At 65.1% G+C, this 22,367-nt stretch carries 19 protein-coding genes; 7 read left to right on the top strand and 12 right to left on the bottom strand.

The features are described 5' to 3' along the window. Nucleotides 1–75 precede the first annotated feature (75 nt). The 5 genes from GTP55_RS02180 to GTP55_RS02160 all read left to right on the top strand — a co-directional run bounded on the left by GTP55_RS02180 (nucleotide 76) and on the right by GTP55_RS02160 (nucleotide 4,004). Nucleotides 76–924 carry an outer envelope protein gene (locus GTP55_RS02180; protein WP_161043332.1) on the top strand — a complete coding sequence of 283 codons (849 nt, stop codon included), beginning with the start codon at nucleotides 76–78 and terminating at the stop codon, nucleotides 922–924. A 24-nt stretch (nucleotides 925–948) separates the two neighbouring features. Then, nucleotides 949–2,025, top strand: coding sequence for a BMP family ABC transporter substrate-binding protein (locus GTP55_RS02175; protein ID WP_161043331.1), 1,077 nt, complete (start codon nucleotides 949–951; stop codon nucleotides 2,023–2,025). Between the two features lie 2 nt (nucleotides 2,026–2,027). Then, a complete protein-coding gene (locus tag GTP55_RS02170; RefSeq protein ID WP_202423453.1) occupies nucleotides 2,028–3,011 on the top strand; it encodes an aromatic ring-hydroxylating dioxygenase subunit alpha in 984 nt (327 codons plus the stop codon). After that, nucleotides 3,008–3,484 carry a nucleoside deaminase gene (locus GTP55_RS02165; protein WP_161043330.1) on the top strand — a complete coding sequence of 159 codons (477 nt, stop codon included), beginning with the start codon at nucleotides 3,008–3,010 and terminating at the stop codon, nucleotides 3,482–3,484. Before GTP55_RS02170 ends, GTP55_RS02165 begins: the two co-directional genes overlap by 4 nt. 133 nt (nucleotides 3,485–3,617) lie before the next feature. After that, nucleotides 3,618–4,004 carry an EF-hand domain-containing protein gene (locus GTP55_RS02160; protein ID WP_161043329.1) on the top strand — a complete coding sequence of 129 codons (387 nt, stop codon included), beginning with the start codon at nucleotides 3,618–3,620 and terminating at the stop codon, nucleotides 4,002–4,004. 9 nt (nucleotides 4,005–4,013) lie between these two features. Here the strand turns inward: GTP55_RS02160 and GTP55_RS02155 are convergent, their stop codons facing one another. The 5 genes from GTP55_RS02155 to GTP55_RS02135 form a co-directional block, all read right to left on the bottom strand. Next, complete coding sequence (locus tag GTP55_RS02155; protein ID WP_161043328.1) at nucleotides 4,014–5,192, bottom strand: hybrid sensor histidine kinase/response regulator; 1,179 nt, start codon at nucleotides 5,190–5,192, stop codon at nucleotides 4,014–4,016. Then, nucleotides 5,192–5,794, bottom strand: coding sequence for a chemotaxis protein CheB (locus GTP55_RS02150; protein WP_161043327.1), 603 nt, complete (start codon nucleotides 5,792–5,794; stop codon nucleotides 5,192–5,194). The genes GTP55_RS02155 and GTP55_RS02150 overlap by 1 nt, the downstream gene beginning before the upstream one ends. 2 nt (nucleotides 5,795–5,796) lie before the next feature. Continuing rightward, nucleotides 5,797–6,615 carry a CheR family methyltransferase gene (locus GTP55_RS02145; RefSeq protein WP_161043326.1) on the bottom strand — a complete coding sequence of 273 codons (819 nt, stop codon included), beginning with the start codon at nucleotides 6,613–6,615 and terminating at the stop codon, nucleotides 5,797–5,799. A gap of 2 nt (nucleotides 6,616–6,617) precedes the next feature. Then, a complete protein-coding gene (locus GTP55_RS02140) occupies nucleotides 6,618–10,118 on the bottom strand; it encodes a response regulator (RefSeq protein WP_161043325.1) in 3,501 nt (1,166 codons plus the stop codon). 114 nt (nucleotides 10,119–10,232) lie between these two features. After that, on the bottom strand, nucleotides 10,233–11,015 hold the full coding sequence (locus GTP55_RS02135) for a TauD/TfdA dioxygenase family protein (RefSeq protein ID WP_161043324.1): 783 nt from the start codon (nucleotides 11,013–11,015) through the stop codon (nucleotides 10,233–10,235). Nucleotides 11,016–11,117: 102 nt separating this feature from the next. Here GTP55_RS02135 and GTP55_RS02130 point away from each other — a divergent pair, with 102 nt between their 5' ends. Next, the gene (locus GTP55_RS02130) at nucleotides 11,118–12,014 is read left to right on the top strand and encodes a LysR family transcriptional regulator (protein WP_161043323.1); all 897 of its coding nucleotides are present in this window, start codon (nucleotides 11,118–11,120) and stop codon (nucleotides 12,012–12,014) included. Here GTP55_RS02130 and GTP55_RS02125 read toward each other — a convergent pair. Beyond that, nucleotides 12,007–13,035: an SDR family oxidoreductase gene (locus tag GTP55_RS02125; protein ID WP_161043322.1), complete on the bottom strand. Its 1,029-nt coding sequence runs from the start codon at nucleotides 13,033–13,035 to the stop codon at nucleotides 12,007–12,009. The two genes, GTP55_RS02130 and GTP55_RS02125, sit on opposite strands and share 8 nt — an antisense overlap. A gap of 57 nt (nucleotides 13,036–13,092) precedes the next feature. Here GTP55_RS02125 and GTP55_RS02120 point away from each other — a divergent pair, with 57 nt between their 5' ends. Then, nucleotides 13,093–14,067: an AraC family transcriptional regulator gene (locus GTP55_RS02120; protein WP_161043321.1), complete on the top strand. Its 975-nt coding sequence runs from the start codon at nucleotides 13,093–13,095 to the stop codon at nucleotides 14,065–14,067. An 8-nt stretch (nucleotides 14,068–14,075) separates the two neighbouring features. Here GTP55_RS02120 and GTP55_RS02115 read toward each other — a convergent pair whose 3' ends face one another. From GTP55_RS02115 to GTP55_RS02090, 6 genes are all read right to left on the bottom strand, one after another. After that, a complete protein-coding gene (locus tag GTP55_RS02115; protein WP_161043320.1) occupies nucleotides 14,076–15,422 on the bottom strand; it encodes a cytochrome c in 1,347 nt (448 codons plus the stop codon). 12 nt (nucleotides 15,423–15,434) lie between these two features. Then, the gene (locus GTP55_RS02110) at nucleotides 15,435–17,210 is read right to left on the bottom strand and encodes a GMC family oxidoreductase (RefSeq protein WP_161043319.1); all 1,776 of its coding nucleotides are present in this window, start codon (nucleotides 17,208–17,210) and stop codon (nucleotides 15,435–15,437) included. A 4-nt stretch (nucleotides 17,211–17,214) separates the two neighbouring features. Next, a complete protein-coding gene (locus GTP55_RS02105) occupies nucleotides 17,215–17,943 on the bottom strand; it encodes a gluconate 2-dehydrogenase subunit 3 family protein (RefSeq protein WP_161043318.1) in 729 nt (242 codons plus the stop codon). Between the two features lie 23 nt (nucleotides 17,944–17,966). Further along, a complete protein-coding gene (locus tag GTP55_RS02100; protein ID WP_161043317.1) occupies nucleotides 17,967–18,647 on the bottom strand; it encodes a response regulator in 681 nt (226 codons plus the stop codon). Further along, entirely contained in the window at nucleotides 18,644–20,065 is a 1,422-nt protein-coding gene (locus GTP55_RS30450; RefSeq protein WP_161043316.1) for an ATP-binding protein, read from the bottom strand. Before GTP55_RS30450 ends, GTP55_RS02100 begins: the two co-directional genes overlap by 4 nt. Before the next feature lie 100 nt (nucleotides 20,066–20,165). Next, nucleotides 20,166–22,325: an ATP-binding protein gene (locus GTP55_RS02090; protein WP_161043315.1), complete on the bottom strand. Its 2,160-nt coding sequence runs from the start codon at nucleotides 22,323–22,325 to the stop codon at nucleotides 20,166–20,168. Between the last annotated feature and the right edge of the window lie 42 nt (nucleotides 22,326–22,367).

Genomic DNA, 22,367 nt, shown 5'->3' with positions numbered 1-22,367 from the left:
GAGATTGAATCCAATTACTAAAACGAATTGGATACAAACAAAGTGCTTTCAAACCTCACCGACCGGAGTTCGCCTATGTCACATCTCGTACGCACCACTGTTGCTCTCGCCTTCTTTGCAGCTTGCAGCGCGCAAGCCGCCGACTGGACCGATACCTCGCTCAGCTATCGTTATGGCACCAAGTTCGCCGAGCCATACAACAGCAATGACATCACCAAGAACATCGTCAACCTGAGCAGCGTCTCCGGCTACAAGTACGGCAAGAACTTCTTCAGCGTTGACCTGCTGATGTCGTCCGAACTCGATCCATCGGCGCCAGGTTCCAACAGCGGTGCGCACGAAGCCTACGTGGTGTATCGCCATACGCTGGACTTCGGCAAGATCTTCAACAAGAGCTACGCCTTCGGCCCGGTGCGCGGCCTTGGCGCCACCGCCGGCTTTGACTACAACAGCAAAACCGACGCCGGCTACAACTCCAAGAAACGCATGGTCGTCGCCGGCCCGACGCTGATGATGGACGTACCGGGCTTCCTCGATATCAGCCTGCTCGCGCTGTGGGAATCCAATGCGCCGTACAACACCTTCACCAACCAGGCTACGCCGCGCTACGCCTACAAAACGCATGCCATGCTGACCGGCGCCTGGGGCATTCCATTCAACGTCGGCATTCCGCTGTCGTTCGAAGGCTACGCCAACTTCATCACTGGCAAGGGCACCAATGAATTCGGCGGCGGCACCGCGCCGGAGACCAACATCGACATGCAGATCATGTACGACATCAGCGAGGCAGTGGGCACGCCGAAGAACACCTTCAAGATCGGCATCGAGTACCAGTACTGGAAAAACAAATTCGGCAACCCCGACCGCACCGTGCCTGGCGCCACCGCCAAGACGCCGATGGTGCGCGCGGAATATCACTTCTAACTCTCTCAACGTAAAGGAAACCGTATGATGAATCGTCGCACAGTACTGGCTACCCTGGCTGCAGCCACCGCCTTCGTCGCCGCACCGTCGTTTGCCGCCGACCCGTTGAAGATCGGCTTCGTCTACGTCGGCCCGGTCGGCGACGCGGGCTGGACCTACGCGCATGACCAGGCCCGCCTGGCGATGGAAAAGGAATTGGCCGGCAAAGTCAAAACCACTTACGTGGAAAACGTGCCGGAAGGCGCCGATGCCGAACGCGTGATCCGCAAGCTGGTGGCGGAAGGGAACAAGCTGATTTTCACCACCTCCTTCGGCTACATGAACCCGACCGAGAAAGTCGCCAAGTCCGCGCCGGGCGTGGTGTTCCTGCATGCCACCGGCTTCAAGACCGGCAAGAACATGGGCGTGTACGAATCGCGCCTGTATGAAGGCGCCTACCTGGACGGCATCCTGGCCGGCAAGATGACCAAGTCGAACACGCTGGGCTTCATCGCCTCGTTCCCGGTGCCTGAAGTGATCCGCAACATCAACGCCTTCACGCTCGGCGCACAAAGCGTCAACCCGAAAATCAAGACCAAGGTGATTTGGGTGAACTCGTGGTACGACCCGGCAAAAGAACGCCAGGCTGCGGAAACCCTGGTGGCACAAGGCGCGGATGTGATGGCGCAGAACACAGACTCGCCGGCCACGCTGCAAGTGGCGCAGGAAAAAGGCGTGTACGCCTTCGGCTGGGATTCGGACATGTCCAAGTTTGCACCGAAAGCCCACCTGACCGCCGCCACCAACGACTGGACCGGCTACTACGTCGACACCGCCAAAGCCGTCATCGCCGGCACCTGGAAAACCGGCTCCTACAACGGCGGCCTGAAAGAAGGCATGGTCAAGATGTCGAAGCTGAACGCAGTGGTGCCGGCCGATGCGGCCAAGGCGTTTGAAGAGAAGAAGGCCGCGCTGACCGCCGGCACCTTCGCACCGTTCACTGGTCCGATCAAGGATCAATCGGGCGCCATCAAGTACGCGGCCGGCGTCAAGGCGCCGGAGAAGGACCTGATGAGCATGAACTTCTACGTGCAGGGCGTGGACGGCGCCATTCCGAAGTAAGCATGGATAGGCTGCTGCTCAACGACTGGCATCCGGTCGCGCTGTCCACGCAGATTGCGACTGGCTCTATGCTGGCCACCGATCTGCTGGAAACGCGCGTGGTGCTGTGGCGCGACAGCGGCGGCGTGCTGCATGCATGGGAAGACCGCTGTCCGCATCGCGGCACGCGGCTTTCCATGGGTTCCCTGCGCGACGACACGCTGACCTGTCCCTACCACGGCTGGACCTTCGGCAAGGAGGGGCGCTGCACGCGTATCCCGGCGCTGCCGCAGGCCCCGCTCAAGGCGCATGTCAATGTGTACCACGTGCAGGAGCAGTATGGCCTGGCGTGGGTGTGCCTCGGCACACCGGCACATGCGGGGCCGCCAGCGTTTCCGGAGTTTGGCGACGCGCAGCTGCGCAAGGTCTGGTGCGGGCCTTACGATGTGCGCAGCAGCGCGCCGCGCATCATCGAGAACTTCCTCGACATGGCGCACTTCGCGTTTGTGCACGAGGGCATATTGGGCGACCAGCAGCACCCGGTCATTCCCGACTACAGCGTCGAGGCATTCGACGATGCGGAATACGGCAGCGGCGTATGGGCGAAGCAGTGCCACGCCTTCCAGCCGAAAGCCAGCAAGGCCGCCACCGGCGGCAGCGATATCGAATACACCTACCGCGTGGTGCGGCCGTTGACGGCGGTGCTGACCAAGCATCCGCCCGACACCATCCGCGAAGCGATCGCGCTGCTGCTGCAACCGCTGACCGAAACCACCACGCGCGCGTGGATCATCCTCGCGCTCAACGACTTCACCTCCAGCGACGACGCGCTGCGCGCCTTCCAGGACACCATCTTCCTGCAAGACCTGCCGATCCTGGAAAGCCAGCACCCGGCGCGCCTGCCGCTGACGCCGGGTGCCGAAGTGTCGGTAGCCTGCGACCGCATGTCGCTGGCCTACCGCAGCTATCTCAAACAACTGAACCTGCAATACGGAGTGATTCGATGACAGCAACCGCACAAGACCACGATTTCCTGACCCGCGTGCTGGCGCTGGCGCAGCGCTCGCGCGACGAAGGCCACCATCCGTTTGCCGCCATGGTGGTGGCGGCCGACGGCACCATCATCTCGCAAGCGATGAACGCCTCCAGCAGCGACCGCACCGCGCACGCCGAAATGAACGCGCTGCGCCTCGCATCACAGCAATACGGCCCGGCCGAACTGGCCGGCGCCACGCTGTACGCTAACGCTGAGCCATGCGCCATGTGCGCCGGCGGCACCTACTGGAGCGGCGTGGGACGGGTGGTGTATGCGATGTCGGAAGCCAGCCTGCTGGCACTGACCGGCAGCGATCCCGAAAATCCGACGCTGTCGCTGCCGTGCCGCACCGTGTTTGCCGCCGGCCAGCGCCCGACCGAAGTGATCGGACCGCTGCGCGAAGACGAGGCGCGCCTTGCGCACGCTGACTTCTGGCACAAATAACAAAGTTCCGAATCCAAATGATGTTTCCGGGCGACACTATCAGCGGCCGGCATGAAACTGCATTGATTATTTGGCGCAATCGGATCACAGTATCTCCCTAAGCCATGCATCATTCAGATGCGGGGAGACAATCATGAAGCTTTTACAATTCGCCATCTGGGCCGCCCTGGGCATGGCAGCCATATCGTCTGCCGGCGCGCAGGCACCGCAAACAGATACGCCGTCCGCTCTGCGCGGCGCCGATCCTTATCTGCCGCCGGCGCTCCGCAAGCCGCTGCGCGACGCCTCCACCGGCACCGCGCTGCTGCGCTACCAGCCGATGCTGAAACTGAAGAAACGGTTTGAAGCCGCCGACCTCGACGGCAACGGCGTGCTAAGCCGCGACGAAGCGCGCCAGGCCGGCCTGACCGTGGTCGATAAAAACTTCGACCACATCGACACCGCCCAGCGCGGCGCGGTCAGCTTCGACGACCTCAAAGCCTTCCTGATCCAGCGCCGAGAAGAGGCGCATTCCCGCTAACTGTCCTCTTTACTGCGGCGGCGCGTCGCGCCGGGGCAGGGTCAGGCTGAAGGTCGAGCCTTCGCCCGGCTTGCTTTCCAGCGTCAGGCTGCCCTCGTGCACTTCGGCCAGCTGGCGCGAGATGTACAGGCCCAGCCCCAGGCCGGCTGGCGCATCGCTGCCGACACCGCGTTCATACGGTTCAAAAATCTTGGCCTGGTTTTCCGGTGCAATGCCCGGACCGCAATCGCGCACGTCGATGCGGGCCCAGTCCTGCTCCACCGTCAGGCTCACGCTGACCGGCTGCTGGCAGCCGTAGCGCATCGCATTGGTCAGCAGGTTGACCACGATCTGCTCGATGCGGAACTCATCCCACCAGCCGCTGACCGGCGTGCCCGCCTCCAGCGAAATGCTGGTGCCGGCCGTATTGGCCTGCGGCGTCAGGTCATGCACCACCCGCCGCAGCAGGCCGGACAACTCCACCCAGCCCGGCCGCAGCGACAGCTTGCCGCTACGGATGCGCGACACGTCCAGCATGTCGTCGATCAGCCGGATGATGCTCTGGATCTGGCGGTCGTCGCGCGCCACCATGCGCTGCAACTGTTCGGCGCCGAACGCCGCCATATTGCCGCGCTCCAGCTGCATCTTGCGCAGCTGGGTTTCCAGGTACAGCGTGTTGAGCGGCGTGCGCATCTCGTGCGACACCATCGACATGAATTCGTCGCGCATCACCAGCGCCCGCTCCAGCTGGGCCTGGGTCGCGGCCTGTTTCTGCTGCGCCGCCTCCAGCGCCTCGACCTGGCGCCGCATCGCTTCGCGCGCCTCGTACAGCGCCACGAACACCTGCACCTTGCCCTTCACCGCGCGCGGATCGAGCGGCTTGTACAGCAAGTCCACCGCGCCCGCCTCGTAGCCCTTGAACGAGTAATTGAGCTCCTTGCCGGCCGCCGTCACGAACACGATCGGGATGTGGCGGGTCTTCTCGGTGCCGCGCATCAGCTCGGCCAGCTCGAAACCGTCCATGCCGGGCATCTGCACGTCGAGGATGGCGATGGCGAAATCGTGCTGCAACAGCAGCGCCAGCGCTTCCTCGCCGGAGCCGGCCTGGAATACTTCGCGGCCGTCGCCGCGGATCAGCGCTTCCAGCGCCTGCAGGTTTTCCGGCAGATCGTCGACGATCAGCAACTTGGTAGGGGATGCGTCTTGCATTACTTATTCTCCAGCATCATCAACAGGGTGTGTATCTGTTCCAACGGCAAAATCAGGTCCGGCGCGCGCAGCCGGATGGCCTGCTGCGGCATGGTCGGCACTTCGGCCTCGTGCGGGTCCTGCACCACGGTCAGGCCGCCGGCCGCGCCGATCGCCGCCAGGCCGGCCGCGCCATCGTGGTTGGCGCCGGTCAGCAGGATGCCCATCAGCGCCGGCCCATAAGCGTCAGCCGCCGATTCCATCAGATAATCGATCGCCGGACGGGCAAAATGCAGCGGCGCCTCGCAGCTGAGCGAAAAGCTGCGATCGCGCTCAACCGACAAATGGTAGCCCGAACCGGCAAAGTACAGCGTTCCGGACGCCAGTTCTTCCTTGTCCTGCGCTTCGCGCACCGGCAGGTTCATGCGCTGCTGGAACACCCCGGCCAGATGGCTCTGGCGCCCATCGGGAATGTGCAGCACCGCCACCACCGCGCAGCCGTAGTCGGCCGGCAAGCCCGGCAACAGACGCAGCAATGCGCCGACGCCGCCGGCCGAGGCGCCGATCACCACCGCCTCCACCTTGCGGCCGGCCAGTGCGGTGCGGAGTGCTGACGTGTCCATGGTCAACGCTTGCGGAACAGGCGTTCGCGCTTCAGCACCGGCTCGAAGCTCGGCGCGTACGCCGAGAAGTCGATGCTTTCCTTGCTACCCAGGCCGAGAAAGCCGCGATGGCACAGCGACTCGTGGAACAGGCCGAAGGCGCGCTCCTGCAACTTCTTCTTGAAATAAATCATCACGTTGCGGCAGCTGATCAGGTGGGTCTCGGCAAACACCGCGTCAGTCGCCAGGCTGTGGTCGGCGAAGGTGACGTTTTCGCACAACGACTTGTCGAACAGCGCGGCGTTGTAGGCCGCCGTGTAGTAGTCGGAAAAACTGCGGGTGCCGCCGGCCGCCTGGTAGTTCTGCGTGTATTCGCGCATCGCGTCCAGCGGAAACACGCCCTGGCGCGCCTTGTCCAGCGATTTCGGATTGATGTCGGTGGCGTAAATCATGCTGCGTTCCAGCAAGCCTTCTTCCTTCAGCAGGATCGCCATCGAATACACTTCCTCGCCGGTGCTGCAGCCGGCAATCCAGATCTTCAGCGACGGGTAGGTGCGCAGCACCGGCACTACATGCTCGCGCAGCGCGGCAAAGTAGGTTGGATCGCGGAACATCGAGGTGACCGGTATCGTCAGGTATTGCAGCAGCTGGCTGAAAGCGGCGGGCTCGTGGATCACCCGCGCCTGCAGGGCCGAAATGCTGTCGCAATCCATCTCCTTCAGCGCGTGCAGCACGCGGCGCTTTTGCGAGGCGCCGGTGTAGTCGCGGAAATCGTAGCTGTATTTCAGGTAGATGGCTTCTACCAGCATCTTCAGCTCGATATCGGTATCACTGTGCTGCATGGTCAGTTCCGTTCAGCGTTCGGCATCCAGACGCGCAGCAGCGAATACAGACGGGACAAATCAATCGGTTTGGCCAGGTAATCGCTGGCGCCGGCCGCCAGGCATTGCTCCTGGTCGTCCTTCATGGCCTTGGCGGTGATCGCGATCACCGGCAGGCGGGCGAAGCGCGGATCGTCGCGCAGGCGGCGCGTCGCTTCCAGGCCGTCCATGCCCGGCATCATCACGTCCATCAGCACCAGGTCGATGTCCGGCACGGTGTCGAGTTTCTCCAGCGCCTCGAAGCCGTTGCGGCCGACTTCCACCAGCGCGCCTTTCTGCTCCAGCGCGCTGGTCAGCGCGAAGATGTTGCGCACGTCGTCGTCCACCAGCAGGATGCGGCGGCCTTCGAACACGCGGTCGCGCGAACGCACCGTCTTCAGCATGCGCTGGCGTTCGCTCGACAGGTCGGCTTCCACCTTGTGCAGGAACAGCGTCACCTCGTCCAGCAGGCGCTCCGGCGAGCGGGCGCCCTTGATGATGATCGAGCGCGAATACTTGTGCAGGTCGGCTTCCTCGGCGCGCGACAGGTTGCGGCCGGTGTAGACGATCACCGGCGGGAACGCCGCCAGCGACTCGCCGGCCATGCGTTGCAGCAGCTCGTTGCCCTGCATGTCCGGCAGCTTGAGGTCGATGATCATGCAGTCGTAGATGGTGGTGCGCAGCAGCGCCAGCGCTTCCTCGCCGCTGCCGACCGCGACGATTTCGACGTCGTCGTCGGAGATCAGCTGCACCACGCTGTCGCGCTGGCGGTCGTCGTCTTCCACCAGCAGCACGCGCTTGATCTTCTGGGTCAGCTTGGTTTCGATGCGGCGGAACACTTCCATCAGCTGCTCGCGCGTGGTCGGCTTCAGCGCGAAGCCGATCGCGCCCAGGTGCAGCGCCGCTTCGCCGTTTTCGGTACCGGACACCACGTGCACCGGAATGTGGCGGGTCAGCGCATCGTCTTTCAGCAGTTGCAGCACCGACAGGCCGGAACGGTCCGGCAGGCGGATGTCCAGCATGATCGCGTCCGGCTTGTACTGGCGGGCCAGCGCCAGCCCTTCCTCGGCGTCGAACGCCACCAGGCAAAGGTATTGTTTTTCGTGCGCCAGGTCGTACAGGATGTGGGCGAACGCTACGTCATCCTCCACCACCAGCACCAGTCGGCCGCGGACGGCGTCCGGCGCGTCGAGCAACTCGCGGTCGTCGTCAAACGCGCGCGGCAGGGCCGGCGCTGGTGACGGGGCTGGTTCCGGCACGGGTGCGCGTGGCAGCGAGGTCAGGCCGATTTCCACTTCCGCCGAGGACGTCGAACTGCCCAGGCGCGGCCCCGGCTCGGGCGCCGTCCACGCAGTCGGCAGCGTCAGCGTGAAGCAGCTGCCCTTGCCTGGTTCGCTGACCAGGCTGATGGCGCCGCCCAGCAATTGTGCCAGGTCGCGCGAAATCGACAGGCCGAGGCCGGTGCCGCCGTATTTGCGGCTGGTGGTGCCGTCGGCCTGCTGGAAGGCGTTGAAAATGCCTTGCTGGTCTTCGGCGCGGATGCCGATGCCGGTGTCCTGCACGGCAAACGCCACCGCGCCGTTGGCGGCCGGCTGCACCGTCAGCGTGATCTGGCCGCTGCTGGTGAACTTGAGCGCGTTCGACAGCAGGTTTTTCAGGATTTGTTCCAGGCGCTGGCGGTCGGTCACCATGTGCGACGCCACACCGTCGGCGACCTGCAACCGGAAGGCCAGCTTCTTCTGTTGCGCCAGCGGCTCGAATACCATCGCCATGCCTTCCGCCACGTGGCGGGTGGACAGGTTTTCCGGCACCAGGTCCAGCTTGCCGGCTTCGACCTTGGAAATATCGAGAATGTCGTTGATCAGGTTCAGCAGGTCGTTGCCGGCCGAGTAAATCGTGTTGGCGAAGCGCACCTGCTCGTCGTTCAGGTTGCCGGCGGCGTTTTCCGACAGCAGCTTGGCCAGGATCAGCGAGCTGTTGAGCGGCGTACGCAGCTCGTGCGACATATTCGCCAGGAACTGCGATTTGTACTGGCTGGCGCGCTCCAGGTCGCGGGCACGCTCTTCCAGGTCCAGCTGGGCTTTTTGCAGCTCAGCGTTCTTCTGGTCCAGCGCCACGCCTTGCTCGTTCAGCTGCTCGTTGGTCTGTTCCAGCTCGGCTTTCTGGTTTTCCAGGCTGGCCTGCGATTCTTCCAGCACGCGCGACTGTTCTTCCAGCTCTTCGTTGGCGGTGCGCAGTTCTTCCTGCTGTACTTGCAGTTCTTCGTTGAGCTGCTGCGTTTCGGCCAGCACTTCCTGCAGGCGTTGACGGGAATGGCTGGCCTCGATGGCGCTGCCAATATTGCCCTTCACCAGCGTCAGCAACTCGACATCGCGCTCGGTGATCGGCCGCAGCAGGCCCAGTTCCACCACGCCGTTGATATCGCCATCGCTGTCCACGGGCGCCAGCAGCACGCTGGCCGGAGCGCCGCCGCCCAGGCCGGACGCGACACGGATGTAATCGGCCGGCAGCGGCTCCAGCCGCAGCACGCGGCGCTCCAGCGCCGCCTGCGCCACCAGGCTTTCGGCTGGCTTGATCTGCTGGTCGCGCCGCTCCCATTCATCGCTGAAGCCGTACGAGGCCACGCGCTGGAAACTGCCGTCCGGCCGGCGCAGGTACAGCGCGCCGACCACCACGCCCATATAGCGCGCCAGGAATTGCAGCAGCGCCGCCGACAGTTGCGGCAGCGCCAGCTGGCCGATGCCCTGCTGCGCCAGTTCGCTTTGACCGGTGCGCAGCCAGGCTTGCTGTTGCAGCATGGTGGCATGCTCGGCATGCTCGTTCAGCGCCTTGGTGTAGACCCGCGACAAGCCGGTCAGCTCGCGGCGGCCGAACCAGGCCAGCGCGCCGCCCACGCCCAACGTCAGAATCAGATACAGCACCGCCACCCAGGTGGTCACGGTGCGCGCTTCATCGGCGCGGTCCACGCGCATGCGTACTTCGGCGGCGACGAAGGTGTCCAGCAGGCGGCGGATTTCATCGAACTGGGTCTTGCCGCGGCCGGTCTTGACCGGACCGGTGACATCGGCATTGGCGGCGCGCAGGCGGATCATTTCCTGGGCGTACAAGTCCCATTGCTGCTGCTGGTATTGAATGGTGCGCAGGCGGTCGACCTGGGTAGGATTGTCTTCCACCAGTTTCATCAGGCCGGCCAGGTTGGACGCCACCTTCGGCTTGGAAACGATATAGGGTTGCAGGAACGACTCGTCGCCGGCCAGCATATAGCCGCGCAAGCCGGTTTCCATATCGACCATCTCCTTGCCGACCTGGTTGGCATTGCCGATGACACGCTCGCTGTGCTCGACCCAGTTCATGGTGGTGATCAGATAGGCAAGCAGGACGACAAACACGCCTGCACTGACGACACCGGCCGCCAGCGGCAGCGTAACGTTACGAACAAGGATGCGACGGAAACCGCGGTCGTCCAGCGTGGTGGAATTCGGCATGGTCTGGGCCAGATTAACTTAAGAAACAAGAAGTTTATCTCAAACACAAGCTTAACCAACCCACCATTTCAATCGTGCGTGAAGGAAATAACATATCCCTCACGCAAATTGTCCTCAAGCCGCCTGTTTCTGCCCGCCGTCGTACCAGATCACACCGTCGGCGCGAATGGTGGTGCGGTTGAGGATGCGGCGGGTGGACGGCGTGATCGGCGTCGCCTTGTGCGCCACGTGCAGGTTGTCGGCCACCACCACGTCGCCCGGCAGCCAGTGATGGCGGTAGGTGGCCCCGTCCCGCGAGTAATGGCGGTCCACCGCCTCCATCAGCGCCCGCGAATGGTCGGGACTGTAGCCCAGCACGCCGGCCGTCAGGCCGAGGTTCAGGTACAGCGCCGGCACGCCGGTTTTCGGATGCTTGAGCACCAGCGGATGCACCACGCCGTTGCGGTGCGCCGTGTTCAGGCCGGCAAACTCCTGCTGTATCTCCGGCTGCAACTCGGCATACGCCTGCTGCAAATCGGTGAACAGCGTATCGCCGCCCTCCTCCGACTGCACTTCCGAATACCAGAAACTGATTGGCGTCGGATCCTCGCGGAACGACCCGTCCGAGTGCCAGTAGCGGCCGACCTCGACATGGCCATCCTCCGGCCGGCTGGCGACGCGGAAGATCTCCGGCCAGCCGTTCAGCTGGCCGCGCATGGTGGGGAAGGTCTCCAGGCTGCCGAACAGCTGGCTGGCGGCGATCTGCTCCGGCGGTGTGAACGACTGGCCACGAATGACCAGCAAGCCATATTGCAGCAGCGCCGAGCGCAGCAATTCAGTCGTGCCGGGGTCGGCCTGGCGCATATCAACACCGTCGATTTCGGCGCCAAAACCTACGGGAAGCGGGGTGATTTTCATACATCCTCCTTAAGTATTGCAGTATGAAATGACTATAATCCCGCCCCGGTCTGCTGATAAGATAGGCAAATTCGCACACACCTTTGCGCAGGACGCAACATCATGGACCGATTTGCCGAACTGAAAGCGTTTTGCCTGGTCGCCAGCAACGGTGGCTTTTCGGCCGCCGCGCGCCAGCTCAATGTGGCGACCTCCTCCGTGACCCGGCTGGTGGACGCGCTGGAACAACGCCTCGGTGCGCCATTGCTGAACCGCTCGACGCGCAGCATCACCCTCACCGACAGCGGCCGCAGCTACTTCGACCACGCCAGCCAGATCCTGGCCGCGCTGGACGAGGCCGATGACGCCGCCGCCGGCCGCGACGCCGAACCGGCCGGCGTGCTGCGCATCGCCGCCCCGGTCACCTTGGCGCTCCGCTACATTGCCCCGCTGCTGCCGGAACTGGCGCGCCGTTATCCGCGACTGGAACTGGACATGCGCCTCAGCGACGCCCTGACCAATATGGTCGATGAAGCGATCGACGTCGCCATCCGCATCGGCAACCCGGAACAGCAGCCCAACCTGATCGCCCGCAAGCTGGCCGGCCACACGCGCCACATCGTCGCCAGCCCGGCCTACCTGGCGGCCCACGGCGCGCCGCAGACGCCGGACGAACTGAGCCAGCGCAACTGCCTGCTGTTCGCCTACGGCGCCAGCCGTTCCACGTGGCGGCTGCGCAACGCCGATCTGGCCACCGAAGTGGACGTCGGCGGCAGCCTGCACGTCAACAACGCGGAAATGCTGCGCCAGGCCGCGCTGGGCGGACTCGGCCTGGCGCTGCTGCCGACCTGGCTGATCCAGCCCGACCTGGACGCTGGCACGCTGGTGCCGGTGCTCGGTGCATACCAGGCCAATCCGGGAGAAATGGATGTGGGGATTTATGCGGTGTATCCGGCCAACCGGCGCGGCGCCTCCAAGATCCGCGTCTTCACCGACCTGCTGGCGGCGGCGCTTACGTAGCCAACAGCCCCAGCTGTACCAGGCTTTCTGCGCAGGCCAGAATCGCCTCGTCCCGCGTGCGCGGCGTCCAGCCCAGCAGCCGCCGCGCCTTCTCGTTGCTGGCGTTCATGTTCACGCCCAGCATCGAGCGGATGCTTTTCAGGGCCGGATTGCGCAGCGCGCCGAGGCGGATCAGCCAGTCCGGGATCACCCGCGTCGACACCTTGTCCGCCGCCTGCCCCAGGTGCTGGCGCAGCAAGCGGGCCACGTCCACCAGCCACGCGCTGTCGCCCGAGGTCGCCAGGAAGCGCTGGCCGCGGGCAGCCGGATGCACCATGGCCAGCAGGTGCAGGTCGGCGACATCGCGCACATCGACAAAGCAACTATTGATTCTTGGACAACCCGGCTGCCCGTCCAGCATATTTTTGATCAACCGGATCGAATGCGAATAGTCCGAGCCCAGCGCCGGCCCCAGCACGGCGGTCGGATTGATGGCCGCCAGTTCCATGCCGCCGCCTTCGGCTTCGATGAACGCCCACGCGGCGCGCTCGGCCAGGGTCTTGGATTTCTGGTACGGCGCAATATTGCTGTTCAGGTTGCTCCAGTCCGATTCGTTGAACGGCCGCTCCCGCCGCCCATGCCCCATGCCCACTGCGCCGAAAGCCGACGTCAGCACCACGCGCCGGATACCGGCATCGCGCGCGGCCCGCAGCACGCGCAGGTTGCCGTCCACCGCCGGCTCGATCCAGTCCTGTTCCCGCACCTGGTCGCCGGAAGGCGTCGGCGAGGCGCCGTGCAGCACAAAGCGGCAGCCGGCCACGGCCTCGGCCCAGCCGTGATCGGCGCCGAGGTCGGCGACGACGAACGACAGCCGCTCGCCCGCCTCCACGCCGCCGTTGCGCAGCTGCTGGCGCACTTCCGCCTCGCGCGCCAGCGAACGCACCGTGGTGCGGACGCGATAGCCGCTGTTCAACAACGCCAGCATGCAATGCTGCGCGATAAATCCGGTGCCGCCGGTCACCAGTACCAAGGTATCGTCCATTCCATTCCTTTCAGGTTTCAACAGCCGCCACGATACGTGCGGTATGCCGGACTTGGAATGCTTGAAAGTGCGCATTACTTGTGCAATAGTGCGGAAATGAACGCCGATCCCTTCTCCGACATCCTGAAGCTGATGAAAGCCGAAACCCTGGTGACGGGCGGCTTCAGCGCCGGCGGCGCCTGGTCGCTGCGCTTTCCCGCGCCGGAGAAAATCAAATTCTTCGCGGTGGTCAAAGGTCATTGCTGGGTCTGTATCGACGGCGAAGCGCCGCTCCAGTTCAATACCGGGGACGTGGGATTATTGACGGCCAAGCGCTCGTTCGTGCTGGCCAGCGCGCCGGAGGTGCCGCCACAGGACGCCATGCGCCTGTTCTCCGGCGCGGGCCGCTCCACCGCCACCGTCGGCGACGGCCGGGATTTCGCCCACATCGGCGGCCACGTGCTGCTCGATCCCGCCAGCGGCCGCCTGTTGGCGGATGTGCTGCCGCCATGGATCCACGTGCCGGCGGCATCGCCGCAGGCCACAACTTTCCGCTGGTTGCTGGATCAATTGCTGGCAGAGCGCGCCGCCGGATTGCCGGGCGCACAGCTGGCGACGGCGCAACTGGCGCAACTGCTGTTCATTCAGATTTTGCGGGCGCATCTGCAGACCACCAGCCCGATGCCGGCCAGCTGGCTGCGGGCGCTGGGCGATCCCCGCATCGCGCCCGCGTTGCGGCTGATGCATGGCGATCCCGCCCGCGCCTGGCACCTCGATGAACTGGCCAAGGCGTGCGCCATGTCGCGCACCACCTTCGCGCTGCATTTCCGCACCATCGCCGGGGTGGCGCCGCTGACCTACCTGACCGGCTGGCGCATGCGGCTGGCCGAACGCGAACTGGGCCAGAACACGCCGATGGCGGTGATCGCGCAATCGCTAGGCTATACATCGGAGAGCGCCTTCAGCCACGCCTTCAAGCGCGTGACCGGGCACTCTCCGCGGGCGTACCGCACTGCCAGGATGGCAGCCGGCACGCCCGCTGCAGCGGCTTAGTGCCGCTGTCAGTGCTGAGCTTGGGCGTCGATCTGCTTGCGGATCTTCGCCACCTGGCCGGCATCGGCCGCCGATGCCTGGTTACCCCAGCTCTGCCGCACGAAGGTCACCAGCTGCGCCGCTTCCTGGTCCGACAAACGCCATGCAAAGCCCGGCATGCCGAGCGGTGACGGCGCGCCTTTGGTGGACGGCAGCGAACTGCCCGCCAGCACCAGACGGATCAGCGAGGTCGGATCATCCGACAACACCGACGGATTGCCCACCAGCGCCGGGAACACCTTGGCGTTGGAAGTCGCATCGCTGCGATGGCAAGCCGCGCAGTTGTCCAGATACAGCTGGGCACCGCGCGTCTCGTCATGGCCCGCCTTCAGGGCCTTGGCGGTGACGTCGCTCACGGCATAGCGCGACTTCTCATCCGGTCCCGGCGTCAGCGATTTCAGGTACACCGCGATCGCCTTCAGGTCTTCCGGCGACATCGACTGCGTGCTGTGCAGGACCACATCCGCCATCGGCGAACCGACCACCGCCGAATGCGCATTGCGTGCCTTGCTCAGGGTATCGACGATGTCCTGCTCGCTCCACCGCCCCAGGCCGCCGGCCGGATTGCTGCGCAGGTTGACCGCCAGCCAGCCATCGATCACCGGACCGCCGGCCAGGAAGGCCGGATTCGACTCATCCTGCGCCAGCTCCTGCATGGTCGTCGCGCGCGGCGTATGGCAAGCGCCGCAATGTCCCAGGCCTTGCACCAGATAGGCGCCGCGCGCCAGCGCCTCGCCCTGGTATTTGCTCAGCACCAGCGGCGCCACGGCCGGCGCGTACGTCTTGCGCCAGATCGCCAGCGGCCAGTTCATCGACAGCGGCCAGCTGATGCCGCTGCCATGGTTGGCCTGCGCCACCGGCTGCACGCCATGCATGAAGTACGCATACAGCGCGCGCAGGTCGTCGTCGGTGACCTTGGCGTACGACGGATACGGCATGGCCGGATACAGCGTATCGCCCGACGGCGCAATGCCGTGCCGCACTGCGCGGTCGAAGTCGTTCAGGCTGTAGTTGCCGATGCCGGTGGCCTTGTCCGGCGTGATGTTGGAGCTGTACACCGCGCCAACCGGCGTCGCCATCGCCAGTCCACCGGCGAACGGCTGCCCTTTCGGCGCCGTGTGGCACGCCACGCAGTCGGCCGCGACGGCCAGGTAGCGGCCTTTCTCGACCAGCTGCGCGCTCGGCGCCGTCAGATTCTCCGCGCCCGCGCCGATGTCCCTGGTGACCGTGGTCTGTTTGGCGTAAGCAAACGCTCCCACCACGCCGACTACCGCCACCGCCGCGACGACCGCGATTCCTTTTTTTACATTGCTCATGTCGTCGTCTCCTTAAGCCTGGACCAGCGGGCCCGGGTTTTTCAAGTACTGCTCGCGGACCGCCTTGGCGCACCAGTACGTCAGCGCGCCGACCATGCCGGTCGGGTTGTAGCCGTTGTTTTGCGGGAAGGCATTGGCGCCGGGCGCAAACACGTTGGAGACGTCCCACGACTGCAGGTAGCGGTTCAGCGCCGAGGTCTTCGGATCGCTGCCCATGATGGCGCCGCCGCAGGTGTGGGTCGACTGGTACTGCGTCACGTTGTAGTGGTCGCCGTCCTTCTTGGCGTCGCCCTTGATGGCTTTCGGACCCAGCACCTTGCACATGTCGGAGGCTTTCTCCACCAGGTACTGCGACGCCTTGACCTCGTTGTCATGCCAGTCGAAAGTCATGCGCAGCAGCGGACGGCCAAAGGCGTCCTTGTAGGTCGGGTCCAGGCTCAGGTAGGCGTCCTGGTAGGACATGCACGAACCCTGCACCTCGTAGTAGAACGAATGGCGGAAGGCTTCCTTGACGCCCTTCTTCCAGCCGCTGCCCCAGTTCGGCACACCCGGCGCCGTGGCGATGCCGCGCACCGGACCGCCGCCCGGCTGGCGCGCCCAGACCAGGCCGCCGCCGATGAAGCCGGACTTGGTGCTGTCGTTCTGGTTGCCGTTCAGGTCGTCGATGGTGGTGCCGCCGCCGCCGATGCCCATGAACTGGTTGGCGTGCACGGTTTCATCGAAGAACAGCGAGACGCGGTTCAGGTTCTGGTACGAGTAGTTGCGGCCGATGGTGCCGGTATTGCTCACCGGGTCATACGGCACGCCGATGCCCGACAACAGCATCAAATGCACATTGAACAGCGAGAACGCACACAGCACCACCAGGTCGGCCGGCTGCTCGGTCTCGCGGCCTTGCGCGTCCAGATAAGTGACGCCGGTGGCTTTCTTCTTGTCGGCGGTCAGGTTGACCTTCAGCACTTGCGCCAGCGTGCGCAGCTCGAAGCCCTTGCGGCCGCGCAGCACCGGCATGATGCAGGCGTTCGGGCTGGCCTTGGAGTAATTCAGGCAGCCGTAGTCGGAGCAGAAGCCGCAGAAGTTGCACGACCCCATCTGGCAGCCGTACGGATTCACATACGGGCCGGACGCGTTGGACGCCGGAATCGGATACGGGTGGTAGCCCATCTCGCGCGCGGCCTTGTAGAACAGTTCGGCGCCGAGGTAGTTCGGGTTCGGCGGCAGCGCGAATTCCCGCGAGCGCGAGCCTTCGAACGGATTACCGCCTTCGACCTTCTGGCCGTTCAGCACGCCGGCCTTGCCGGAGGTGCCGCACACGTACTCAAAGTGGTCGAAATGCGGTTCCAGGTCGTCATACGTGACCGGGAAATCCTGGATCGTCATGCCGGCCGGGATGAACTTCTTGCCGTAGCGCTGCTCCACGTTGGAACGCACCTTGAAGTCTTCCGGCAGCGCGCGGAAATGGCAGCCCGACCAGTGGCTGCCGGCGCCACCGACGCCGGTGCCCGGCTTGAACGAGCCCATCTGGCGATACGGCACCGCCGTGTCGTTCATATTGTGGCGGATGGTCACCGTCTCCTTCGACAGCGATTGCAGGTACTTGCGGTGCACCGAGCCTTCCAGCTCGTCGACCACGCGCGGATAGGCGAAATCCGGCTGCGTGTCGCGGTCCGGGCCGCGTTCCAGGCACACCACGCTCAGGCCGGCGTCAGTCAGCTCCTTGGCCATGATGGCGCCGGTCCAGCCCATGCCGACAATCACGGCGTCTACTTTGTTTTTTACGATACTCATGTCATTAACCTCTGCGTCCAGCCAGATCGACGGGGCCGATCGGATACGGTTTGTCGCGAACTTCCACCCAGTCCAGATAATCGGCGCGCATGCCGGGATAGCCGATCATTTTCCACGACCCCATGCCCTTGTTGCCGCCGTGCTTGGGATCGGCGAAATAGCCGTTGCGCACTTCGTTCAGCAGATTGGTGAAGAACAGCTTGGCCGAAATGTCGTCGAACTTCAGCTTGCCGCCTTCGCAGCCCTTGAGGATTTCTTCCTGCTGCTTGCGGTCCAGGTCGGCAAACGCCTTGCCGCCGAACTGCGAGGCGCAATAGCCGTCGACGTTCTTGATGCCGACGCGGATGATGTCGCGCAGGCCCAGCTTGCCCTGGTAGCCGAACTCCGGTGCCGCCTTGACGAACGGGCCTTGCATGTACCAGATATCGCCGGTGGCGTACGGCGTCTGCATGTGACAGTCGAGGAATTCCAGCACGCCCAGCTCGATGGCGCCGGGGCCGTGTTCATCGTGCGGGATCAGGCGGTCGACGGCGGCGTTGAGGAACTTCCACTCCACCTGGTTGAAAAACGCCGGCGTGTACGCGTCCGGCTTGCCCTCGGGCGCATTGGCGTCGGCCGCAGTGGCCGGTTGCAGTGCGCGCACCGCGCCGGTCGCGGCCACCGCGCCGATCGGTATGAACACCATGCCTTTGATAAGGTTGCGCCGGGACGGCGACTGTGTGTCGTCAGACATTGCTTTCTCCTCGTTGTAAGACGTCAGGGTTGCAGCGCGCTGCGCGCTTCCCATCGATAGCCGACCCCATAAACGGCCGAAATCGCTTCGGCCAGGCCGGCCTCCTCCAGTTTCCGGCGCAGGTTCTTCACATGCGTATCGATCGTGCGGTCGTGCACGATGCGCCGGTCCTCATACACCCAGCTGCGCAAGTCATCGCGTGACATGGCTTTGCCCGGTGCATCGCGCAACAGTTTCAGCAAGCGGAATTCCACCGGCGTCAGCGCGACCTCTTTGCCGTGCACAAAGGCGCGCATGCCGGCATCGTCAATCTGCAAACCCGGCTGCGGCGTGCCGGACGGCCGGCGGCGCAGCACCGCCCGCACCCGCGCCACCACCTCGCGCGGGCTGAACGGTTTGCAGATGTAATCGTCGGCGCCGCTGTCGAGGCCGTCGAGACGGTCTTCTTCCTGCGCGCGCGCCGTCATCATGATGATGGGGATATCGCTGTTGGCGCGCAGCAGGCGGCACAGGCTCAGGCCGTCCATGCCGGGCAGCATCCAGTCCAGCAGGATCAGGTCGACGTCGCCGGCCGCCACGGTGGCCTGCACCGCCAGGCCGTCGTGCTGGGCGCTGGCGCGGTAGCCGGCCGCCAGCAGATAGCTGACCAGCAGCCGCGCCAGCCGTTGTTCATCTTCCACCACCAGCACGTGCGGCGCGTTCATGCGATTTCTCCGGACAGCGGCAGCATGATGCGGATGGTCAGGCCGCGCGGTGCGTTTGTGGCCAACTGCGTATGCGTGTGCATGGCGCCGATGCTGCCGCCGTGCGCTTCCACAATGCTGCGGCAGATCGCCAGGCCGAGGCCGCTGCCGCCGGTGCTGCGGCTGCGCGCGTGGTCGCCGCGCCAGAAGCGTTCGAACAGCATCAGCAGGCCGGCATCGCTGACGCCGGGGCCGTTGTCGGCCAGCGTCAGCACCGCCTGCTGCCGCATGATATGCAGGCTGATGCGCAACTGCGTGGCGCCTTCGGCGTGGCGCAGCGTGTTGTTGAACAGGTTACGCAGTAGCTGGCGCAGGCGCACCGTGTCGCCATCAATGATCATGGTAGATGGACGCTCGACCCGGATTTCGGTGCCGCTCTGCGCCAGCGGCTCGCGCCACTTGTGGACTTCGCTGTCCAGCAGTGCGGCCAGGTCCAGCGGCTCGCGGCGGTAGTCGAAGGCGCCCACTTCGGACAAGGTGATCTGGCGCATGTCCTCCACCAGCCGGCTCAGCGTGGCAACCTCGTCCATCAGCGCCTTCAGGCTGCCGGCGTCGATCGGCTCGATGCCGTCTTCCATCGCTTCCAGCTGCGCCTGCAACACCGACAGCGGCGTGCGCAGCTCGTGCGAAATGTCGGCCATGAAGTGGCGGCGCAGCGCCTCGTTGCTCTCCAGCGTGGCCACCATGATGTTGAAGTTGCGCGCCAGCGTACCCAGCTCGTCGCGCTGCGCATGCGGCACGCGCACGCCGTAATCGCCGGCGGCCACCTTGGAGGCGGCCGCAATCAGCCGTCGCGTCGGCGCCACAAAGCTGCGCGCCAGCAGCATGGCCGCCAGCGCCGCCAGCACCAGCGTGCCGAGGCCGATGAATAGGCTGTCGCGCTGCTGTTGTGCCTGGAAGGTTTGTTCGGCTTCTTCCTGCAAGCCGCGCAGCGGCGCGCCAGCCAGCGTGCCGACCCTTTTGCCGTCCACCAGCACCGGCTGGTAGCGCAGGTCGGCGCCGGCCTGCAGGTTGCCGGCCAGGTGGTTGCCGTGTTCGTCATACAGGCCGAGGCGGCGCGGCGCCTTGTCCGGCACCGCGTAATAAATGGAGTCGCCGCCGGGACGCGGCGAGGTGGCGCGTTCGCGGCCGATGGCGCCGGTGTAGCGCTCCCAGGCTTCGCGGTTGTTGCGGATGAAGTCCCAGTTGCCGTGTTGCTGGTAGGCGCGCGAAAACTCGAAGGCCATCGCCTCCATGCGGCGCGCCTCCACTTCGTTCAGATAACCCTGGAAGCCGCGCGTGAAACTCCAGCGCGTGCCCAGCCCGACGCCGACTGCGGTCAGCATGCTGACGATCAGCAACGACAGAAATAGGCGGGCGGTGATACCGATCTTGACCATCAGGCCATTTAGCCACGATGCCGGGCCAGCTTCAAGCGTCTGCTTTGAAACTGCCGTAATTCTTCACAGAAACTCCACATTGTTGTGAAAGTGAAAAGTGTCAGACGCGCGGCAACGTTACAGTGAAGACAACTTGCGGTGCTTCGTAGCGGTAGGCGATCTGGCCCCCGTGCTGCTGCACGATCTCCTGCGCGATGTGCAAGCCAAGGCCGAGGCCGCCGCGGTTGCGGACATTGCCGACCGACGTGTGTTTCAACGGGCTGTACAGCATCGGCACCATCTCGGCCGGAATTTCCGGCGCGACGTTGCGCACTTCGAGCAGCACCTGGTCGTCCTGCTCCGACAATTTGACGTGGATCGGCTCGCCATGCGTGCCGTGGTGGCGCGCATTGCTGACCAGGTTGCTCACCACCTGCGTCATGCGGTCGCCGTCGACCTGCGCCAGCAGCGTCGGCGGCAGGCTGGTTTCGATGCGCAGTTCGGCATGCGACAGGCGCGCTTCCTCCATCAGGTCCTGCAAGAGCGCCACCAGGTCGACTTCGCTGCGGGTCAGGCCCAGGCCGATGCCGCCGTTGATGCGGCTCATGTCCAGCACCTGGCTGATCAGGCGTTCCATGCGCGTGCTGGAGGCCTGAATGCGGGTGCTCATGGTGCTGGCGGCGCCGCCGTGCTGCAGCACGGTAGCCGCCATATTGATCGAATGCAGCGGGCCGCGCAGGTCGTGGCCCAGCATCGCCAGCAGCTGTGCGCGGGCGCGGTCGGTCTCGATGTGTTTGGCAACGCTGGCGCGGTGCATCTCGCCCAGCAACTGGGTCGCCGCCAGCTTTTCGTTGGCGTCCCAGGCCACCGCACGGCCGCGCACCATCTCGCGCCACTCGTCGAACGAGCCGCGCGGCGTCAGGCGCGGCCCCAGCGGGCCGGGCACCACCAGTTTTTCCGGCCGGCCGCCCCAGCGGATGGTATGGATCTGCTCGCGCCGCAGCGCCAGCAGCCAGCCCCCCGTGGCCGGATCGAAGCGTAGCGCCAGCATGCCGGCCCACTGTCCCAGCGCCGGCTGGATGTCCTGCGGCCAGTCGCTGACGGCAACCCGTTCGACTAGATCGCCCTCGCCTTCCGACAGCGACGCCACCATGCGCGCCGCCAGCGCGGCGTCAATCTCGCCATACACCATGGTCTTGCCGTATTGCGTCACCACCATGGCCTCGGCCTGCAGCGACTGGCACAGCGCCGGCGCATGTTCCAGCAGCGCCCGCGCCGGTTCGTCGTGGTGCAGCAGCGCTTCCATCACGCGCGTGCGCACTTCGGCCGATTCTTCCACCAGCCGGGTGCGTTCGCGCGCCTCGATCGACTGCACCAGCGAGGCGATCACCTGCGCCATCACGTCGGCCGCCATGCGGATCGAATACGGCACCTGCAACGGCGCCATGTGATGGCAGGCCAGCAGGCCCCACAGGCGGCCGTTGACGACAATGGAGACGCTCATCGAGGCGCCCACGCCCATGTTCTGCAAATACTCGATGTGGATCGGCGATACGCTGCGCAGCACGCTGTGGCTCAGGTCCAGCGGTGCATCCCCGGCGCGGCCGCGCAGCGGCGCCGGCGTGTAGCCGACGTCGGCGATCAGCCGCAAGGTGTTGATGATGTACAGCCGCCGCGCCTGGGCCGGAATATCGCTGGCCGGATAACGTCGGCCGAGGTAGGGTTCCAGGTCGTCGCGGCGCGCCTCGGCGATGACGTCGCCGCTGTCGTCCTGGTGGAAGCGGTAGCCCATCACGCGGTCGAAGCCGGTGATGGCGCGCACCTGTTCGGTCGCCAGTTGCAGCAGCGCATCGATGGATTTCTGCCGTTTCAGACGGTCGATGGCGGCGTGCGCCTTCAGCGCGAAAGCGGCCACGGCGTCGCTGGGCGTGTCGCGCAGTTCGAATTCGATGATCAGGCGGGACTGATAGGCATGGACGATGCAGTCGAACTGGCGGCCGCCGAGGGCCACCTCCAGCGCGATGGCCGGCGCCTCGCCCTCCTCGACGCTGTCGCGGCATTCGGCGGCGACGTCGTGTACGCCGGCCGGCAACGGCAGGTCGGCCAGCGCCATGCCCAGCGCCGGCGCCAGGCCGAGCAGTTGCGGCGCGTTGTCGCTCCAGGCCAGCAAGCCGCCGGCCAGGTCGAACGCCAGCAAAGCCCCGTGCGGCTGGATACTGCCCGGGATGTGAATAGGCTCATCCGCACAATTGTCCAGCGTGACGGGATCGGTCGCTTGCATCGGGCGAAGTCGCTTTTTCGAGGGGGAGAAGCTGGAATTCTA

This window comes from Duganella margarita (assembly GCF_009857535.1).
GTDB lineage: Bacteria > Pseudomonadota > Gammaproteobacteria > Burkholderiales > Burkholderiaceae_D > Rugamonas > Rugamonas margarita.
This window is presented reverse-complemented; position numbering and strand designations above follow the sequence as displayed.

Excerpts from the sequence above, each read along its gene's own strand:
- GTP55_RS02175 (WP_161043331.1), top strand. The coding sequence starts at position 949 with ATGATGAATCGTCGCACAGTACTGGCTACCCTGGCTGCAGCCACCGCC.
- GTP55_RS02135 (WP_161043324.1), bottom strand. The coding sequence starts at position 11,015 with ATGAAAATCACCCCGCTTCCCGTAGGTTTTGGCGCCGAAATCGACGGT.
- GTP55_RS02130 (WP_161043323.1), top strand. The coding sequence starts at position 11,118 with ATGGACCGATTTGCCGAACTGAAAGCGTTTTGCCTGGTCGCCAGCAAC.
- GTP55_RS02145 (WP_161043326.1), bottom strand. The coding sequence starts at position 6,615 with ATGCAGCACAGTGATACCGATATCGAGCTGAAGATGCTGGTAGAAGCC.
- GTP55_RS02125 (WP_161043322.1), bottom strand. The coding sequence starts at position 13,035 with ATGGACGATACCTTGGTACTGGTGACCGGCGGCACCGGATTTATCGCG.
- GTP55_RS02165 (WP_161043330.1), top strand. The coding sequence starts at position 3,008 with ATGACAGCAACCGCACAAGACCACGATTTCCTGACCCGCGTGCTGGCG.
- GTP55_RS02140 (WP_161043325.1), bottom strand. The coding sequence starts at position 10,118 with ATGCCGAATTCCACCACGCTGGACGACCGCGGTTTCCGTCGCATCCTT.
- GTP55_RS02105 (WP_161043318.1), bottom strand. The coding sequence starts at position 17,943 with ATGTCTGACGACACACAGTCGCCGTCCCGGCGCAACCTTATCAAAGGC.
- GTP55_RS02120 (WP_161043321.1), top strand. The coding sequence starts at position 13,093 with ATGCTTGAAAGTGCGCATTACTTGTGCAATAGTGCGGAAATGAACGCC.
- GTP55_RS02090 (WP_161043315.1), bottom strand. The coding sequence starts at position 22,325 with ATGCAAGCGACCGATCCCGTCACGCTGGACAATTGTGCGGATGAGCCT.
- GTP55_RS02115 (WP_161043320.1), bottom strand. The coding sequence starts at position 15,422 with ATGAGCAATGTAAAAAAAGGAATCGCGGTCGTCGCGGCGGTGGCGGTA.
- GTP55_RS02155 (WP_161043328.1), bottom strand. The coding sequence starts at position 5,192 with ATGCAAGACGCATCCCCTACCAAGTTGCTGATCGTCGACGATCTGCCG.
- GTP55_RS02180 (WP_161043332.1), top strand. The coding sequence starts at position 76 with ATGTCACATCTCGTACGCACCACTGTTGCTCTCGCCTTCTTTGCAGCT.
- GTP55_RS02100 (WP_161043317.1), bottom strand. The coding sequence starts at position 18,647 with ATGAACGCGCCGCACGTGCTGGTGGTGGAAGATGAACAACGGCTGGCG.
- GTP55_RS02110 (WP_161043319.1), bottom strand. The coding sequence starts at position 17,210 with ATGAGTATCGTAAAAAACAAAGTAGACGCCGTGATTGTCGGCATGGGC.
- GTP55_RS02150 (WP_161043327.1), bottom strand. The coding sequence starts at position 5,794 with ATGGACACGTCAGCACTCCGCACCGCACTGGCCGGCCGCAAGGTGGAG.
- GTP55_RS02170 (WP_202423453.1), top strand. The coding sequence starts at position 2,028 with ATGGATAGGCTGCTGCTCAACGACTGGCATCCGGTCGCGCTGTCCACG.
- GTP55_RS02160 (WP_161043329.1), top strand. The coding sequence starts at position 3,618 with ATGAAGCTTTTACAATTCGCCATCTGGGCCGCCCTGGGCATGGCAGCC.
- GTP55_RS30450 (WP_161043316.1), bottom strand. The coding sequence starts at position 20,065 with ATGGTCAAGATCGGTATCACCGCCCGCCTATTTCTGTCGTTGCTGATC.